This is a genomic window from Salegentibacter echinorum (assembly GCF_900129445.1).
Classification (GTDB): domain Bacteria; phylum Bacteroidota; class Bacteroidia; order Flavobacteriales; family Flavobacteriaceae; genus Salegentibacter; species Salegentibacter echinorum.
On record NZ_FQVT01000001.1, the window covers coordinates 493,398 to 511,386 of the forward strand.

14 protein-coding genes are annotated in these 17,989 nt (G+C 37.4%); 4 read left to right on the top strand and 10 right to left on the bottom strand.

All coding sequences use genetic code 11. The features are described from left to right. Positions 1 to 21 precede the first annotated feature (21 nt). The 4 genes from BUA71_RS02270 to aroB all read right to left on the bottom strand — a co-directional run bounded on the left by BUA71_RS02270 (position 22) and on the right by aroB (position 3,084). Positions 22 to 948 carry a mechanosensitive ion channel family protein gene (locus tag BUA71_RS02270; protein WP_072876284.1) on the bottom strand — a complete coding sequence of 309 codons (927 nt, stop codon included), beginning with the start codon at positions 946 to 948 and terminating at the stop codon, positions 22 to 24. A 156-nt stretch (positions 949 to 1,104) separates the two neighbouring features. Then, complete coding sequence (locus tag BUA71_RS02275; RefSeq protein WP_072876286.1) at positions 1,105 to 1,521, bottom strand: PepSY-associated TM helix domain-containing protein; 417 nt, start codon at positions 1,519 to 1,521, stop codon at positions 1,105 to 1,107. Between the two features lie 141 nt (positions 1,522 to 1,662). Beyond that, on the bottom strand, positions 1,663 to 1,950 hold the full coding sequence (locus tag BUA71_RS02280) for a hypothetical protein (protein WP_072876288.1): 288 nt from the start codon (positions 1,948 to 1,950) through the stop codon (positions 1,663 to 1,665). Positions 1,951 to 2,016: 66 nt separating this feature from the next. Further along, positions 2,017 to 3,084 (bottom strand): 3-dehydroquinate synthase, encoded by a 1,068-nt coding sequence (gene aroB / locus BUA71_RS02285; RefSeq protein ID WP_072876290.1) that lies wholly within the window; start codon positions 3,082 to 3,084, stop codon positions 2,017 to 2,019. Positions 3,085 to 3,190: 106 nt separating this feature from the next. Here aroB and BUA71_RS02290 point away from each other — a divergent pair, with 106 nt between their 5' ends. Next, entirely contained in the window at positions 3,191 to 4,393 is a 1,203-nt protein-coding gene (locus BUA71_RS02290; RefSeq protein ID WP_072876292.1) for a proline dehydrogenase family protein, read from the top strand. Between the two features lie 634 nt (positions 4,394 to 5,027). Here the strand turns inward: BUA71_RS02290 and BUA71_RS02295 are convergent. From BUA71_RS02295 to gcvT, 4 genes are all read right to left on the bottom strand, one after another. Beyond that, positions 5,028 to 5,744: a YebC/PmpR family DNA-binding transcriptional regulator gene (locus BUA71_RS02295; RefSeq protein WP_072876294.1), complete on the bottom strand. Its 717-nt coding sequence runs from the start codon at positions 5,742 to 5,744 to the stop codon at positions 5,028 to 5,030. Between the two features lie 120 nt (positions 5,745 to 5,864). Further along, positions 5,865 to 6,155 (bottom strand): 4a-hydroxytetrahydrobiopterin dehydratase, encoded by a 291-nt coding sequence (locus tag BUA71_RS02300; RefSeq protein ID WP_072876296.1) that lies wholly within the window; start codon positions 6,153 to 6,155, stop codon positions 5,865 to 5,867. Positions 6,156 to 6,397: 242 nt separating this feature from the next. Further along, positions 6,398 to 7,213, bottom strand: a complete 816-nt coding sequence (locus tag BUA71_RS02305) for a sugar nucleotide-binding protein (RefSeq protein WP_072876298.1) — start codon at positions 7,211 to 7,213, stop codon at positions 6,398 to 6,400. A 5-nt stretch (positions 7,214 to 7,218) separates the two neighbouring features. After that, entirely contained in the window at positions 7,219 to 8,301 is a 1,083-nt protein-coding gene (gcvT, locus tag BUA71_RS02310; protein ID WP_072876299.1) for a glycine cleavage system aminomethyltransferase GcvT, read from the bottom strand. 224 nt (positions 8,302 to 8,525) lie between these two features. Here gcvT and BUA71_RS02315 point away from each other — a divergent pair, with 224 nt between their 5' ends. Both BUA71_RS02315 and hutH read left to right on the top strand, forming a co-directional pair. Beyond that, complete coding sequence (locus BUA71_RS02315; protein WP_072876301.1) at positions 8,526 to 10,037, top strand: bifunctional ADP-dependent NAD(P)H-hydrate dehydratase/NAD(P)H-hydrate epimerase; 1,512 nt, start codon at positions 8,526 to 8,528, stop codon at positions 10,035 to 10,037. 251 nt (positions 10,038 to 10,288) lie between these two features. Further along, positions 10,289 to 11,797 (top strand): histidine ammonia-lyase, encoded by a 1,509-nt coding sequence (gene hutH, locus BUA71_RS02320; protein ID WP_072876303.1) that lies wholly within the window; start codon positions 10,289 to 10,291, stop codon positions 11,795 to 11,797. A gap of 339 nt (positions 11,798 to 12,136) precedes the next feature. Here hutH and BUA71_RS02325 read toward each other — a convergent pair whose 3' ends face one another. Next, positions 12,137 to 12,514 (bottom strand): hypothetical protein, encoded by a 378-nt coding sequence (locus BUA71_RS02325; RefSeq protein WP_072876305.1) that lies wholly within the window; start codon positions 12,512 to 12,514, stop codon positions 12,137 to 12,139. Between the two features lie 118 nt (positions 12,515 to 12,632). Beyond that, entirely contained in the window at positions 12,633 to 15,194 is a 2,562-nt protein-coding gene (locus BUA71_RS02330) for an ATP-dependent Clp protease ATP-binding subunit (protein ID WP_072876307.1), read from the bottom strand. A 247-nt stretch (positions 15,195 to 15,441) separates the two neighbouring features. Here BUA71_RS02330 and gyrA point away from each other — a divergent pair, with 247 nt between their 5' ends. Continuing rightward, positions 15,442 to 17,973 (top strand): DNA gyrase subunit A, encoded by a 2,532-nt coding sequence (gyrA, locus tag BUA71_RS02335; RefSeq protein WP_072876309.1) that lies wholly within the window; start codon positions 15,442 to 15,444, stop codon positions 17,971 to 17,973. Positions 17,974 to 17,989 lie beyond the last annotated feature (16 nt).

Consider the following 17,989-nt stretch of genomic DNA (forward strand, 5'->3'; position numbering starts at 1 on the left):
ACTTCGGAAGAAATAGCAGTATTAGTTTGATTTTTTAGATTTGTCCTGCTTGCTTTTTGATAAATCTTCCAGGCGTACCGGGAAATCTGTTTCTCCACCGTAGAGCTTAATTTCCTGAATATCGGCCGGTAGGTAATAACCACCTTCTTCTAAGGCTTCCTTAACGCTCTTTACTACAAGGCCTTTGGTGATTAGTGCCATCCGTCTAAAATCTGTCGTATCTACCCAAAAGTAGACTTTTAGGTTCACTGTACTGGTATCTAACTTATCTTCAATGACAAAATTTTCATGTTCTTCGTCTTCAATAACATTTTCTTCTTTTTTTAAAGCATCTAGAATAATTTGTTTGGCGCCGGTAATATTATCTTCGTATGCAATACCAATTATAAAATCCCATCTAAAGAAACCATCTTCGGTAAAGTTGGTTACCGGTTTTGTGAGTACGTCGCTATTGGGAATATAAACATCTTTTCCATCAAAAGTTTTGAGTTTGGTATATCGAAATTCCAGGCTTTTTATTTTTCCGAAATTCCCGTCTATATCTACGGTGTCGTTTACATCGTAAGGTCTGCTAAAAGCCAGAATAATTCCAGCTATAAAATTTTCTCCAATATCTTTAAAGGCAAATCCAAGTACGACCGCACTGGCACCGGCTGCAGTGAGAATTCCTGTGGCAATACCACCCAATCCTGCTGCTTTTAAAGCAAGCATTATAGCGATACTAACAAAAGTAAATTTTATGGCCTTGCCTAAAAAACGGCTCATTAGCGGGTCGTGGGTTCTAGCCGATATCCTTTTGGTTGCAAATCTACCAATCCACGTAGCTATAAGTGTACCCAGGATAATGATTAAAATTCCTATCCCAATGCCCGGTAGCTGATCTATAAAGTTATTATAGGTTTTTAATAAAGCTTCAGAAATAGTGGTAGAGGTATTGGGATCTTGCATGAAGTGGAGTTGTATTTATAGCATATAACCTGATAAATATATGTATAATACTTATAAAACCATTTAAAAATCAACTGCTAATTGAGAAATAAATGAAGAATTAACACATAGAATTTCTGTCAATTGGTTAGTTTTTGCCAGAAAAGAATAATCGAATTAAGCCGACTGCAGTTTTCTGTTTTTCTGCTTTTTACTCAATTTTTTCTTGCGTTTTCCTTTTTGTCGCCAAATTAGAAATCCGCTAACCGCGAGGATGCCGGGAGCAATGCCAAAAAATGTATATAAGATTTTTATAGGAATACCACCCCAATCACCAAAGTGTAGGGGATAGGTGATACTTAATAAATGTGTAGAAAAAAGCTGATTCCTAATGAAAAAGCTCGTTGTTTCTTTTCCGGTTTTGGGATTGTAATCTACGTAATTTGAAAATTTATAATGAATAGGCAGGTCGGTATCGGTGTGGCCGTAAAACCTTATTTTATCACCTTCTTTATCTGGCATTTTAATATAAGAAGGATCAAACCCTGGGTAGGTTTCCCGGGCTTTTTTCATAATTCCGTCTAAGGAGCCCATGATTTCGGTCGGATTTGGAATTGGTTCGGAGTGTAGTTGATAATGTAATTAATACATCCAATAGAGAGAAGGAGTGGCATTGCTTTTTTAAGACTGTGGTCTTAGCAAAGCAATGCTAGAATTTTAAAGTCTTAGGATGATTTAATCATCATCTTCTTCCTTTTCCGGGATTTCTATAAGCGGTTCATTGTAGTCATCTTCATCATAATCGTCTTCGTCAAAATTGGCCATGCTGTTCTCTAAGCGTGTACTTACTTTGACTAAATAAATGGTGTCTTCAGTTTTTACTTCTACTGCTTCTATGGTCTCATTTTTTGCATTTTTAAATGAGATCACGTGATCATCATCATAACCGTGAGGGTACTTTTCTACTAAAAGACTTAGTATTTCCGGGGTTAATTTTTTGTAGTCAACAATAGTTCTTTTCATAAGGAATTGAGCTTGTTTGATTCGTTTTAAAGATAAAAAATCTTTTTAAAATATAATTAAATGAAGCTATGCTTCCTCATAATATTTGAAAGCATCCCATATAAGATTAGTGGGAACCTGGCAGTCCAAAACCGGCTCACCTATATCCTTCAATAGTACAAAATTTATATTCCCGTGGGAATTTTTTTTATCGTATTTCATTAAATTTATAATCTGCGGAATGTCTTCCTTATTAAATTCTACTTTCTCATAGATATCAAGTATTTTACCGGTAATACTGGCTAATTTTTCTTCCGGAAAATCCTGAAGTTTACAGGAAAGTTGTGATGCCAAAATCATCCCAACAGCGATAGCTTCCCCGTGTAATAGGGTTGTTTTTTTAGGATGTGTCAAAAAATAGGACTCAATGGCGTGGCCAAGCGTATGCCCATAGTTTAGAGTTTTTCGTAAGCCGTTTTCTCTGGGGTCCTCCAACACGACTTTAGCCTTTATTTCTATAGATTCTTTGATAATATCATCCAGGTCGTCTAAGTTAAGCGCACTCAAGTTAGTTACTTTATTCCAGTATTCTTCACTGCTAATTAAGCCGTGTTTAAGAATTTCTGCCAGGCCGCTGCGCATCTCATTTTGTGGTAGTGTTTTTAAAAAAACAGAATCTACCAAAACCATTTCGGCGTGGTTTATTACACCTATCTGGTTTTTTAAATTTCCCAGATCTACGCCGGTTTTTCCGCCCACAGAGGCGTCAACCATGGCCAAAAGACTGGTGGGAATATTTATATAGCTAATGCCGCGTTTAAAGGTAGAAGCAACAAAGCCACCAAGATCTGTAACAACCCCGCCACCTAAATTGATCATTAGACTTTTTCTATCGGCATCTAACTCAGAAAGGGCATTCCATAAGCCTGTGCAGGTTTCCAAATTTTTATGAATTTCCCCCGCTTCAATTTCTAAGATTTCAAAATCTTTCGCATTCTCAAGCTGCTGGAGAAAGGTTGCTAAACAATCCCTATGTGTATTTTTATCTACCAAAATAAACACTTTTGAAGCGCTACTTTGCTCTAAGTAAGTATTTAGCCGGTTAAACGCTTCTTCTTGAAAGTAAACCGGACCTTTAACTGCCGTATTAGACATGATTTTTGACGTTTTTAAAAGATATAATTTAGCTTCGAAAATAAGCAGAATTATTCATTAAGAAATCAAACTTCAATAATTATATTTGCGAGAATAACAAAAGGCTATGATTAATAGAAAAATTTTTAACGATACCAAAACGGCTTTTAAATTAAAAACCGATTTGGAGTTAGATCGTGCTATCTTTTTATTTAGCATGATGAATAAAAAAAAATTGGTTGATGCTGGTTCCTGGTTAACCAAAATGTCTTTAAAATTGCATTTACCGGTAGAAGGGCTTATAAAGAAAACAATTTTCGAACAATTTTGTGGGGGGGTTACAGAGGAAGATTGTAAGCCGTTAACCAAGAACATGTACCAGGCAAAATTGCACAGTATTTTAGATTATTCTGTAGAAGGTAAAGCTACCGAAGAAGAGTTTGATGCCGCTTTGGAAACAAAGATGGGACTTATAAAATTTGCAGCTAAAAGTGAAGAATTACCATTTTCTTTATTTAAACCAACCGGGATTGGTCGTTTTGAAATTTGGGAAAAGATTTCTGAACGTATTAATTTAAGTGATGATGAGAAGAAAGAATGGAACCGCGTTAAAGAAAGGGTAGATGAACTTTGTAATTGTGCTTACGAGAATAATGTAAGGCTGTATGCCGATGCCGAGCATAGTTGGATGCAGCTTGCCGCCGATGAGTTGATGGAGGACATGATGAAAAAATACAATAAGGAGAAAATCCTTATTTATAATACTTTTCAATGTTACCGTTGGGATCGCCTGGAATACATAAAAAATCTACATCAAAAAGCCAAAGATGAAGGTTTTAAGATTGGTGCTAAAATTGTTCGTGGTGCTTATTTAGAAATAGAAAATGCCCGCGCCAAAAAATATAATTATACCTCACCTATTTGTGAGAATAAAGAGGCGACAGATGTAAACTTTAATAGTGTCATGTCTTATTGTCTTGCCAACTTAAATGATATCCATGTTTTTATTGGGACGCATAACGAGGTGAGTAATTACCTTGCGCTTCAAAGTATGGAAGATAAAGGTTTGGCTTTAGACGATGAACGTATATGGTTTAGTCAGCTTTATGGCATGAGTGACCATATTAGTTATAACCTGGCCAAGAAAGGTTACAATTCGGCAAAACTTTTGCCGTTTGGCCCTGTGCGGGATGTTGTGCCTTACTTATTGCGCAGGGCGCAGGAAAATACCTCTGTTAAAGGACAAACCGGTAGGGAGCTTTCGCTATTGGAAGAAGAAAAGAAACGCCGAAAAGGCCAGCCTACCAAGCATGATAGGGGAGAGCATTAAAAGATGCCAATCTTTAAAAAAACCTGTTTTGATGTTTTTAGAACAGGTTTTTTTATGATTTTTATTTGCTTTTGGAAAGGATTTTGAGCGAAACTATTTCGAAGTTTTTCTTAACTTTAGTTCGGTCTAACTTTATTGAAGGCCAAGCTCGGTAAATTCGAATATTTTCCTCAAATAAATTATGTGTGAAACAGATTTTTAAACTAAATAATATAACAACCTAACTAATTAATATTTACCTGTGATGTTTGAAACGACTTTTTTTCATTTTCTTTGCTCGCCCAAAGAAAACGAAACAAAAGAAAAGGCGCTTTTTCCGAGGTATTTTTCAGCATAGCTGAAAACCAGTTTTGTTTTGCGTTAAGAAATCTTTCCAGGGCTTCAAGATTTCTTAACGCAAAACAAAACTTATACTGCGCAAAAAGATTCCAAAACGCTGCTTTGAAACGTCAATAGTGCCAATTAAAAAGAATTTTGAAAATGATTTGAGACGTTTTCATTAGTCGAACTGACGTTATTACTTAAATTAAGGAAACCCTCTGATGGTTAGACCTCACAGTCTCGATAGCTATGCGGGATTAAAATCTGTAAGATATCTCTTAAAATCGATTCTTTAGGAGAGAACGTGAGTTCCCTATTCCGTTTCCTCCATTGTGTGATATACATTTTGTACATCATCATCTTCTTCCAGTTTTTCTAATAATTTTTCAACGTCGGCAGCTTCTTCAGCATTTAGCGGTTTGGTGACCTGCGGAATTCTTTCAAAACCAGAGGATAAAATCTCGATTTCCCTGCTTTCTAATTCTTTTTGTATTGAACCAAAATATTCAAAAGGAGCATAAATATGAATTCCATCCTCATCTTCAAAGATTTCCTCGGCACCATAATCTATAAATTCCAGTTCCAGCTCTTCGGCATCTAATCCATCGGCATTAACCCGGAAATTACAGGTATGATCAAACATAAATTCTACTGAACCTGAAGTTCCTAAATTGCCGTCGCATTTATTGAAATGAGAACGCACGTTAGCCACAGTGCGGTTGTTATTGTCGGTGGCGGTTTCTACCAAAACTGCAATTCCATGGGGCGCATAGCCTTCAAATAAAACAACTTTATAATCTCCCTGACTTTTATCACTAGCTCTTTTAATAGCACGCTCAATATTGTCTTTGGGCATGTTTACGCTCTTGGCGTTTTGAATAACCGCTCTTAACTTTGCATTGATATCAGGGTCTGGGCCACCTTCTTTAACAGCCATGACAATATCTTTCCCAATACGGGTGAAGGCTTTGGCCATAGCAGACCAACGTTTCATCTTTCGCGCTTTTCTAAATTCAAATGCTCTTCCCATTGTTTTTGTATAAAATATCTGACAAAAATATAAAAAAGCCCTCAATTTTAGTTGAAGGCTTTAAATCTTATTTGTCTATTTTTTTCCCCCCGAAGCTTTAATGGCAAGAGGTTTCTGGTACTATGCAGAAGCTTCCACTATTTCCTCAATAGCTTTGGCTAGTTTAAAATCTTTTTCTGTGACTCCGCCAGCGTCGTGGCTGGAGAGCGTGATTTCCAATTCATTGTAAACATTGCCCCAATTGGGATGGTGTTCTTGCGCTTCTGCTTCAAAAGCGATCCTGGTCATTACCGTAAAGGCATCTTTAAAATTAGCAAATTGAAAGGAAGTGTGAATCGCATCATTAGCGAAAGTCCAGCCTTCAAATTTGTCTAATTTCTTCTGAACTTCATCTTCGCTTAGCTTTTTCATGTCTTTATTTTTTAAGTTAGTTCCTTAAATTTAAACAACTTAAATCCAAATTTTAAATCTGAAGCTTTTTTATTACAAGATTAACATTTGCTTGCTATTTAATAAATAGCCACTAAGGCTCCAGGGCTCGGAGTAAAACATTAGGAGGAAATTTTACTCGATAATCGAGAATAATCTATTAATTATTGGAAGCCGGGTTTTTTGCCTTTCGTCTCTTGTTTCTTTTCTCTTTTCTCTTGGTTCTATTTCTTTACAGAAGCAGTTGCTACTTGTTGTACAGAAATCTGTAAGTTTTTGGGAAGAAGGTTTTCTTTGGGTAAAACTGCCAAAAACCTATCGAAATTGGAATCATAAATATTCTTAAAAACAAGGTTTTTATGTCCTAAAACCTCACAAACATCTTCAATAAAATCTTTTTGATGTACAAGATCGCTACTCCCCAGGTGAAAAACCCCCTTCTTTTTTCGGTTGATAATATAATGCACCTGTTGGGTAAGTTTTTCAATTTCGGTAACATTTATAACCACATTTGGGAAGACCTCGATCGCTTCTTCTAAATGAATTAAATTTTTCAGCTGTTTAACTCTGGGGGAATTATGGCCAAAAACCATAGGAACTCTTAAGATATTATATTTCTCGTTGGGTAAGCGTAGCAGAGCATTTTCAATCTTAATTTTAAATCGGCCGTAGATACTTTGCGATAAGGTCTTGTCGTATTCATAAGAAGGATAGTTGGTGAAAGCATCAAAAACATTTGCCGAAGAGATAAAGAGCAATTTGCAATTGTGGGTAAGAATATAATTAATCACCTCAAAATGCATTAAAATTTGAGCATCAAAATTTCCCCGCGTAGCCGATATTACAACTGTTGGTTGAATGTTTTGAAGTAGGATTTCAATATTTTCAGTTTCCATATCGTATAGATGAAACTGGTGATTCTCTTCAAAACCGGTATTTGCAGTGTGATAGGTGCCGTATGTATCAAAATAGGAGCATAGCTCTTTATATAAGGCGTTGCCTATAAAGCCGCTAGCTCCTAATATAAGTATTCGTTCCAAAAAAATTATCCTTTATAAAAGGGCAATTTCACCTGTACTGCCGGAATGGATTTCTTTCTAATTTTTATAAAGATCTTCTTGCCAAATCCTGCAAATTCGGTAGCTACATAACCTAAACCGATTCCTTTTTCTACCGTTGGTGCCATAGTGCCCGAAGTTACGTGGCCAATAACCCTGCCATTTTCATCTTCAATATCATAACCCTGTCTTGGGATGCCGCGGCCTTCCAGCTCAAATGCTATAAGCTTGCGTTTTGGGCCTTCTTCTTTTTCTTTTTTAAGCGCTTCAGCATTAATAAAATCTTTATTGAATTTTGTGATCCACCCCAGCTTTGCTTCGATGGGAGAAGTGGTTTCATCAATATCATTTCCATAGAGACAAAGGCCCATTTCTAACCTTAAGGTATCCCTGGCAGCCAGACCAATAGGTTTAATGCCAAAATCGGCACCTGCTTCCAATACTCTTTCCCAAATCTGCTCAGCATATTCATTTTTAAAATATATTTCAAATCCGCCACTACCTGTATAGCCCGTAGCTGAAATAATCACTTTTTCTGCACCTGCAAAATCGGCCATTTCAAAAGTATAGAATTTCATTGCCGAGAGATCTATATCGGTGAGGGTTTGCATGGCTTCAACCGCTTTTGGTCCTTGTATAGCAAGTAATGACAATTCTTCAGACATATCGCGAATGGTGGCATCCATGGTATTGTGCTGGGCCAACCAATTCCAGTCTTTGTCTATGTTAGAAGCGTTTACTACCAGTAAATACTTTTCGGCATTCATCCGGTAGATAATTAAATCGTCCACAATGCCGCCTGTTTCGTTGGGCATGCAGGTGTACTGCGCTTTACCGTCAACCAATTTTGAGGCATCATTAGTGGTAACTTTTTGAATGAGTTCTAAAGCTTTGTCCCCGGTAATTAGGAACTCTCCCATATGTGAGACATCAAAAACGCCTAATTTTTCTCTTACCGTTTGGTGTTCAATATTTACACCTTCATAAGAAACCGGCATATTGTACCCTGCAAAAGGTACCATTTTGGCATTTAGGGCTTTATGCTTGGCAGCAAGGGCAACTTCTTTCATTTGTTTAAAATTTGTGCGAATTTATTGATTTCGCTTCGAATATAATATTTAAAAGTGCGTTTTATGAATAATTCTGAAGTTTTTCCCAACTAATTAAAGTTGGGACTTTTTAGTGAAGCTTTAGTATTTTGTAGTCAACTTTAAGTTTAGATTAAAACTTTATCTGAAGTTAATCTACCTGTAATTTGTAATTTTAGAGATAAAATATTTTAGAAAATCCAATTATGAAGATACTTAGTGCCGAACAACTAAATGAAGCCGATAAAATTACCTTAGAAAATGAACATATATCGAGTACCCGTTTAATGGAGCGGGCCGCAAGTCTTGTTTTCAATGAAATTCATACCAGATTGGAGGGCGCCGATATAAAGATTAAGATTTTCTGCGGAATTGGAAATAACGGCGGCGACGGACTTGTAATTGGCAGATTACTGCACAAATACGGCTATAATGTTGAAGTTTTTATTGTTGATTACAGCGATAAAAGATCTGACGATTTTTTGATAAATTACGATCGATATAAGAAGGAAAGTTCATCCTGGCCGGAAGTTATTGAAGAAAATACCGATTTTCCCGAAATTTCTCCCGGTGAATTTGTGGTAGATGCTATTTTTGGTATCGGTCTAAATCGACCGGCCAAAGGTTGGCTGGCTAAATTATTAAAGCACATTAATAATTCTGGTGCATTTACACTTGCTGTAGATATGCCTTCCGGGCTTTTTCCTAATAAAGCACCACAGAAAGACGCGACTATAATTAAGGCGAATTACACTCTTAGTTTTCAGAATCCTAAACTCACATTCTTCTTACCAGAAACGATGAATTTCATTGGGGAATTACAAATACTGGATATAGGTTTGGACCGGGACTTTTTAAAAGAAGTGAAAGCGGTGGCACAATTAATTGGTAAACGCGAGGCCAGACAGCTGTATAGACCCCGAAAAAGAAATTCCCATAAAGGGGATTATGGTCACACGCTTGTAGTTGGGGGAAGCTATGGGAAAATTGGCAGTATAGTTCTTTCAGCAAAAGCAGTATTGAGATCTGGAGCCGGTTTGTGTAGTGTTTATACACCAAAATGCGGCTATCAAATCTTACAAACCGCTTTGCCCGAAGCGATGGTTATTACCGATAAAGCTGAAAAAGAATTAAGTGAAATAAAACCTGGATTGGAACCAGATGTTGTTTGCTTCGGGATGGGTGCGGGAAAATCACAAACTACTGCAAATGCTTTTAAAGCTTTACTTGAGGAAACGGAAAAACCTATGCTCATTGATGCAGATGGATTAAATATGATTTCAGAAAATATGGATTTCCTTAATGCCCTGCCTAAAAACTCTATTTTAACGCCGCATCCCAAAGAACTAGAGCGTTTAATAGGGAGCTGGGAAGATGATTTTGAAAAGATGGAAAAAGTAAAAGATTTTTCAAAAACCAACGATCTTATCCTGGTTTTAAAAGGATCGCATAGCTTCGTTTTTTCTGAAGGTAATATGTATATCAATAATTCGGGGAATCCCGGCATGGCCACTGCCGGAAGTGGCGATGTGCTCTCTGGTATTATCGCGGGCTTGATGTCTCAAAAATATGAACCTTTAGTCGCGGCCATTCTCGGGGTTTATATGCACGGTTTAGCGGGAGATATTTGTGCAGAAGAAATGGGCGTTGAAACCTTAATTTCTGGAGATTTATGTGACTATTTGGGGCAGGCTTTTTTAGCACTCGAAAAAGAATAGCGATAGATGATTACTTTTGTTAATTGTTTAATGTCATTATTGTAAATGTTCTTAATAAATATCCTGTAAATTTGGAATGTTTTAATGGAAATAGGATTTTTGTTTAGTTTAAAAAATTCTGTCTCTCTTAGTTTAAAAAATAGTATTTCTAAAATGTTCTGTTCCGGGAGATATAAAGCAAGGCTTGATTTTGTAAGAAAACATAGGCTTCTCGGGATTTTAGGAAGTGCTAATTAAAAAAAATAAATTTTATGCCCAATCGTCATTATATCAGTTCAGCTATCTTAGATTTAGAAACTATTGAAGATATTTTGGTGAATTCAAGGAAATTGGCGCTTAGCGAAGAGGCAGAATTCAACATTGAAAAATCCCGAAGTTACTTAAACAAAAAAATTACAGAAAGTGATATTCCGGTTTATGGAATAAATACCGGTTTTGGAGCACTTTGTAATGTGAAAATAAGTGCCGGTAAGCTTACAGAACTTCAGGAAAACCTGGTGAAATCACACGCTTGCGGTACCGGGAAAAAAGTAAATAAACGCATCGTTAAATTGATGCTTTTACTAAAAATACAATCGCTTAGTTATGGGAACTCGGGCATTGCTTTAAAATCGGTTTTACGTCTTATAGATCTCTATAATAAAGAGATTTTACCGGTAATTTATGAACAGGGCTCTTTGGGTGCCTCGGGAGATCTTGCACCGCTTGCGCATTTGGCCCTGCCTTTAATTGGCGAGGGTGAAGTGTATTTTGATGATAGGATTATAAGTGGGGAAGAAATGCTGCGTCAACAAGGTTGGGATGCTTTAGAATTACAATCTAAAGAAGGCCTGGCCTTATTAAACGGCACCCAGTTTATGAGCGCCCATGGGGTTTACGCGTTGTTGGAAACCTATAAATTATCTTATTTGGCAGATCTTATTAGTTCTATTTCCATAGATGCTTTTGATTGTAATTTATCGCCCTTTGATGAATTGGTACATTTGGCAAGACCACATAGGGGACAGGTAAAAACTGCCGAAAGAATTAGAACATTCCTGGCCGATAGTGAAATTGCAAAAAGCGAAAAAGATAATGTACAGGATCCTTATTCTTTTAGGTGCATTCCGCAGGTGCACGGTGCCAGTAAGGATACTTTAAGTTTTGTTAGAAAAACTATTAAAACCGAGATTAATTCGGTTACCGATAACCCTAATATTTTTATTGAAGAAGATAAAATTATTTCTGGCGGAAATTTTCACGGCCAACCTTTGGCGCTTGCTTTAGATTACCTGGCCATCGCCCTGGCCGAATGGGCTAATATTTCTGAGAGAAGAACCTTTCAATTGGTCTCTGGCTTGCGGGGATTACCGGCCTTTTTAGTAGAAAACCCCGGATTAAACAGCGGTTTTATGATTCCGCAGTACACCGCCGCCAGTATTGTGAGCCAGAACAAACAACTTGCAGTGCCGGCTTCTGTAGATTCTATTGTTTCTTCAAATGGACAGGAGGATCATGTAAGCATGGGCGCAAATAGTGCAACTAAACTTTTAAAAGTAGTGGAGAACCTAAATAGTGTGCTCGCTATTGAGCTGTTTAACGCTTCCCAGGCGATGCATTTTAGAGAACCCGCATTAACTTCTGAAATTCTAAGAGAAGTAATTTCAGACTTCAGAAAAGAAGTGCCTGTGCTTCATAACGATGTTAATATGGCGCCACACATTAAGAAAGCTAAATATTTTTTGAAGAATTTTCATTTTCCAGATTCGATTTTTGAGTAAGCTGTTAGTTAAAACTGAAATTGAAGAATCTGTCAGTTGAGTGGCTTCTGGGAGTTCACTATGACGCAGAATATAGCTACGAATTCAAGATTATTTATTAGAAAACCAGATTAGTTTCAAGGTAATTAAATTAAATTTTCAAGGCAATTAAATTAAATTTTCAAGGCAATTAAATTAAATGTCAATTTTTCCGACTTCTGTTAGGGCAGAAGAAATCATCTTCCTCATTTGGAAGCAGCTCTTTTAATTTATAGAAATATTTCGATAAGCTCGATTCGTTGAAAAAAGGATGGCTGAGTTCTTTATAAGGGAACTTCCATTGAAAATTTAAAAGTAATTTTATTGCATTTCAAATTTCATCCAATTAATTGCACGGTCTAAATCATCAAAGATTTCAAAAGAATTACTGCTTTTGTAAAACCTTTGTTCTACTTTACTTACGCTTAATTTTACCATATCCCTATTAGTCACAATAGCGATGGCCTTAAGGTTCTCCACTTTTGAAATTTGTCGATAAATTAATGGATCTACAGCATAAGAATATTTGCGATTCGAGATAAGACCATAAGGTTGGCCTTTAAATAGCTCATCGCCCAGGTTAATAAGTTCCTGGTTCTTTTCAGCATTAAAAAGTATGCCTTCTCGAATTACCGAAATGAGAATAGTATCTAAAACATATACCTGGCCAAAGTCCAGGTTTATTTCTTTAGCAAGCATTATATGTAGGGTAGGGTTACGGGCGCAAAAGTAAAATAATTTTATGATTTGTTAAATAAAAAACCTGTCTGAAAAAACTTACAGACAGGTTTTAATAATTTTAGAATTGAAGTGTATTTTAAGACTCCGGCTCTTCTACAGATTTGTCTATTTTAATGGTCAACTCGTTCTTTTCTTCGTCGAGGTCCATAAAAATCTTATCACCTTCTGCCAGGTTGGAAGAAATAATTTCTTCGGCTAAAGCATCTTCAATATATTTTTGGATAGCCCGGTTTAACGGTCTTGCTCCATATTGCTTGTCAAAGCCTTTTTCAGCAATATAGTCTTTCGCTTTATCGCTCAACGTGAGATTGTATCCAAGACTACCAATTCTATCAAATAGTTTCACCAGCTCAATGTCGATGATCTTATGAATATGCTCTCGTTCCAAACTATTGAAGATAACTACATCATCAATTCGGTTTAAGAATTCTGGTGCGAAGGCTTTTTTAAGCGCGTTTTCAATAACACTTCTGGCATTCTCGTCGGCCTGGGAGCGCTGTGATGCGGTACCAAATCCAACACCCTGCCCAAAATCTTTCAACTTTCTTGCTCCAATATTGGAGGTCATGATTATTATGGTGTTTCTAAAATCAATTTTGCGTCCAAGGCTATCGGTTAGATATCCATCATCAAGCACCTGTAAAAGCATATTAAAGACATCGGGATGCGCTTTTTCTACCTCGTCCAGTAAAATTACTGCATAAGGTTTTCTACGCACTTTCTCGGTAAGCTGTCCACCTTCTTCATAACCAACATATCCCGGAGGTGCTCCAATAAGTCTGGAAATTGCAAACTTCTCCATATATTCACTCATATCAATTCGAATAAGTGAATCGTCATTGTCAAAAAGTTCGCGTGCCAGCACTTTAGCTAATTGGGTTTTACCAACCCCGGTTTGTCCTAAAAATATAAAAGAACCAATAGGTTTATTAGGATCCTTAAGACCCGCACGGTTTCTTTGAATAGCTTTTACCACCTTAGCTACCGCGGTATCCTGCCCAATAACTTTTCCTTTAATTTTCTTAGGAAGTTTTACCAGCTTATTGCTTTCTGTCTGGGCGATTCGGTTTACGGGAACACCGGTCATCATGGAAACAACATCTGCAACATTTTCTTCACTTACTGTTTCCTTGTGCTTTTTAGACTCTTCTTCCCATTTTTCCTGGGCTACCTGTAATTCCTTTTCGAGGTTCTTTTCATCATCCCTTAATTTGGCAGCTTCTTCATACTTCTGTTTTTTAACTACAGAATTCTTGTTTTCTCGTACTTCTTCCAGTCTGCGTTCTAAGTCCAGCACCTGTTTTGGTACATCCATATTAGTAATATGTACCCGGGAACCAGCTTCATCTAAAGCATCTATAGCTTTATCTGGCAGAAAACGCTCGGTAAGGTATCGATTGGTTAATTTAACACAGGCTTCAATAGCTTCATCTGTATATATTACATTATGGTGTTCCTCATACTTATCCTTAATATTTTGAAGAATTTCAACGGTTTCCTCCACGCTTGTGGGCTCTACAATAACCTTTTGAAATCTTCTTTCTAAAGCACCATCTTTCTCAATATATTGTCTGTACTCATCTAAGGTAGTAGCACCAATACATTGTATCTCACCTCTCGCTAATGCAGGTTTAAACATATTACTGGCATCTAAACTACCGGTAGCACCACCTGCGCCAACTATGGTGTGTATCTCATCTATAAATAGAATAATATCATCATTCTTTTCGAGCTCGTTCATTACCGCTTTCATGCGCTCTTCAAATTGACCGCGATACTTGGTGCCGGCAACAAGACTGGCAAGATCTAGTGTAACTACCCTTTTGTCGAATAGAATTCGAGATACTTTTCTTTTAATAATTCGTAAGGCCAAACCTTCAGCAATCGCAGATTTCCCAACCCCGGGTTCTCCAATGAGAAGTGGGTTGTTCTTTTTTCTTCGGCTTAAAATTTGCGAAACCCTTTCTATCTCCTTCTCACGGCCCACCACAGGATCCAGTTTGTCGTCCTCGGCCATTGCCGTTAAATCTCTTCCGAAGTTATCTAAAACGGGTGTTTTGGATTTCTTAGAAGTTTTTCCGGGACCGCCTCCGCTGCCACTAAAAGGATTATCTTTTGTAGCATCACCCCGGCTGCTGTCGTCTTCAGAAAAAGACTCGGCAGTAGGACCATCTTGAAAATCATTTTCATCGCTGGCGATCATATATTTAAACTGGTCTTTAACACCATCATAATCTACCTTTAGTCGGTTTAGCAACTTTGTGGTTGGATCATTTTCATTTCTTAATATACAAAGCAATAGATGTGCAGTGTTTATATTTGAACTTTGAAAAAGCTTGGCTTCCAAAAAAGTGGTTTTCAAGGCTCTTTCTGCCTGCCGGGTTAAGTGCAGGTTACGTTTTTCGTTAGAAACTGCACTCGATTCTGGATTTGCAGGACTAAGAATTTCTACTTTTCTTCTTAAGTGTCCCAAATCTATAGAAAGAGCATTCAAAATATCTATAGCCTTCCCATCATTGTCTCGCAGCAATCCAAGCATAAGGTGTTCAGTACCAATATAATCATGGCCTAATCTTAGTGCTTCTTCTTTGCTATATGCAATTACGTCTTTTACTTTTGGTGAAAAATTATCATCCATCTTTATCTTCCTTTCTCTCTAAGTTTTATAGCTACAAAGTTTCAAAAACTGTACCTAATACTATGTTACAAGCTAATTGACAAAATAAGTTTCAATAAACCAAGGTTAAAATAAGGAACTTATTAACGATAGCCCAATAAATTTTTGTTAATAAAATTTGTGTAATCAATAGGTGAAAACGGCGCCAGCAACTGTAAAATGCGTAAATTGGCGCGTTAGATTTTAGAACTAAAATAATTTTTACAATATGGCTGAAGGAGAAAAGTTAATTCCTATCAATATTGAAGATGAAATGAAATCGGCTTACATTGATTACTCAATGTCAGTCATTGTGTCACGTGCGCTGCCCGATGTTCGTGATGGTTTAAAACCCGTGCATCGCCGCGTGTTATATGGAATGTATGAACTGGGTGTGCTTTCTAATAGGTCTTATAAAAAGTCTGCCAGGATTGTGGGAGAGGTGTTAGGTAAATTTCACCCCCACGGCGATTCTTCAGTATATGATACCATGGTAAGAATGGCGCAGGAATGGAGTATGCGTTATATGCTTGTAGATGGCCAGGGTAACTTTGGGTCTGTAGATGGAGATAGTCCCGCAGCCATGCGTTATACCGAGGCGAGAATGCGCAAGATAAGCGAAGATATGCTTGCCGATATCGATAAAGAAACCGTAGATACACAACTAAACTTCGATGATTCTTTAAAAGAACCAGTCGTGCTACCTACCAGGATACCAAATTTATTGGTAAATGGAGCCAGTGGTATTGCGGTGGGAATGGCGACCAATATGGCACCACATAATTTATCTGAAGTTATAGACGGTACCGTTGCTTATATTGATGACCACGATATTGAAGTTGAAGGTCTTATGGAGCACATTAAAGCTCCAGATTTCCCTACCGGAGGTATTATTTATGGATATGATGGGGTGCGCGAGGCTTTTAAAACCGGCCGTGGTCGTATAATGATGCGCGCAAAATCTACGCTGGAAGAAATTAACGGCAAGGAATTCCTCGTGGTTACCGAAATTCCATACCAGGTAAATAAGGCAGATATGATTAAAAAGACTGCCGATTTGGTTAACGAGAAGAAGATTGAGGGAATTAGCCTTATTCGTGATGAGTCAGACCGTAATGGGATGCGTATCGTCTATCAATTGAAAAGGGATGCTATTCCAAATATTGTATTGAATACACTTTACAAGCATACGGCGCTGCAAACTTCTTTTAGTGTAAATAATATTGCACTGGTGAACGGTAGGCCAGAAATGCTCAATTTAAAGGATATTATTATCCATTTTGTGGAACATCGCCATGAAGTAGTGGTGAGGCGTACCGAGTTTGAGCTGAAAAAAGCAGAAGACCGGGCTCATATCCTGGAAGGTTTAATTATTGCTTCCGATAATATTGATGAAGTAATTGCCTTAATCCGTTCGTCCAACAATGCAGAAGAAGCCAGGAATAAATTAATCGAACGTTTTGAACTAAGTGACCTTCAAGCAAAAGCTATTGTAGAGATGCGTTTGCGCCAACTTACCGGACTGGAACAGGATAAACTTAGGGCAGAATATGATGATATTTTAGAGACTATTAAAGATCTTAAAGACATTTTGGCGCGTAAAGAGCGTAGAATGCAGGTTATAAAAGATGAGCTGCTTGAAGTAAAAGAAAAGTATGGAGATCCAAGAAGATCTACCATAGAATACTCTGGAGGAGATCTTAGTATTGAAGATATGATCCCAGATGAACGCGTGGTAATTACCATCTCCCACGCCGGTTATATTAAAAGAACATCGCTTACCGAATATAAAACACAAAATAGGGGTGGGGTAGGCCAGAAAGGTTCAAATACCAGGAATGAAGATTTCCTTGAATATCTGTTTTCTGGAACCAACCACCAATACATGTTGTTCTTTACTCAAAAAGGAAAATGTTTCTGGATGCGGGTATATGAAATTCCAGAAGGAAGTAAAGCTTCTAAGGGAAGGGCTATTCAGAATCTAATTAATATAGATCCAGATGATAAGGTAAAAGCTTTTATCTGTACGCAGGATCTTAAGGATGAAGAATACGTTAATAATCATTTTGTAATTATGGCCACTAAAAAAGGCCAGGTAAAGAAAACATCTTTAGAACAGTATTCGAGACCACGAACCAATGGTATTAATGCGATTACTATTAAAGATGACGACGAACTGCTGGAAGCTAAACTAACAAATGGAGATAGCCAGGTAATGCTCGCTGTGCGAAGTGGAAAAGCCATTAGGTTTGAGGAGAATAAAACCAGGCCTATGGGAAGAAATGCTTCTGGAGTGAGAGGAATTAGACTTGCCGATGATAATGACGAAGTAGTAGGAATGATCGCTGTAGAAAACCTTGAATCTGATATTCTGGTTGTTTCTGAAAATGGCTATGGAAAACGTTCCAGTCTAGAAGATTATCGTATTACCAACCGTGGCGGAAAAGGGGTGAAAACCATTTCTATCACTGAAAAAACCGGAAGCCTGGTAGCGATAAAGAACGTATCAGATCTTGAGGATATTATGATTATTAATAGGTCTGGGATCGTAATACGAATGGAAGTTGCTAACTTACGGGTTATGGGACGTGCCACACAAGGGGTGAAGTTAATTAATCTAAAAGGGAAAGATGCCATTGCAGCGGTTGCAAAAGTGCTACATGATGAAGACGATGTAGAGCTTATGGATGATCCTGAAAAGGCCGATACGACTGATGAAAATCCAAGTGGCACAACTATTGCAGATGATAGCGAAGAATAACTAAAATAAACCAAAC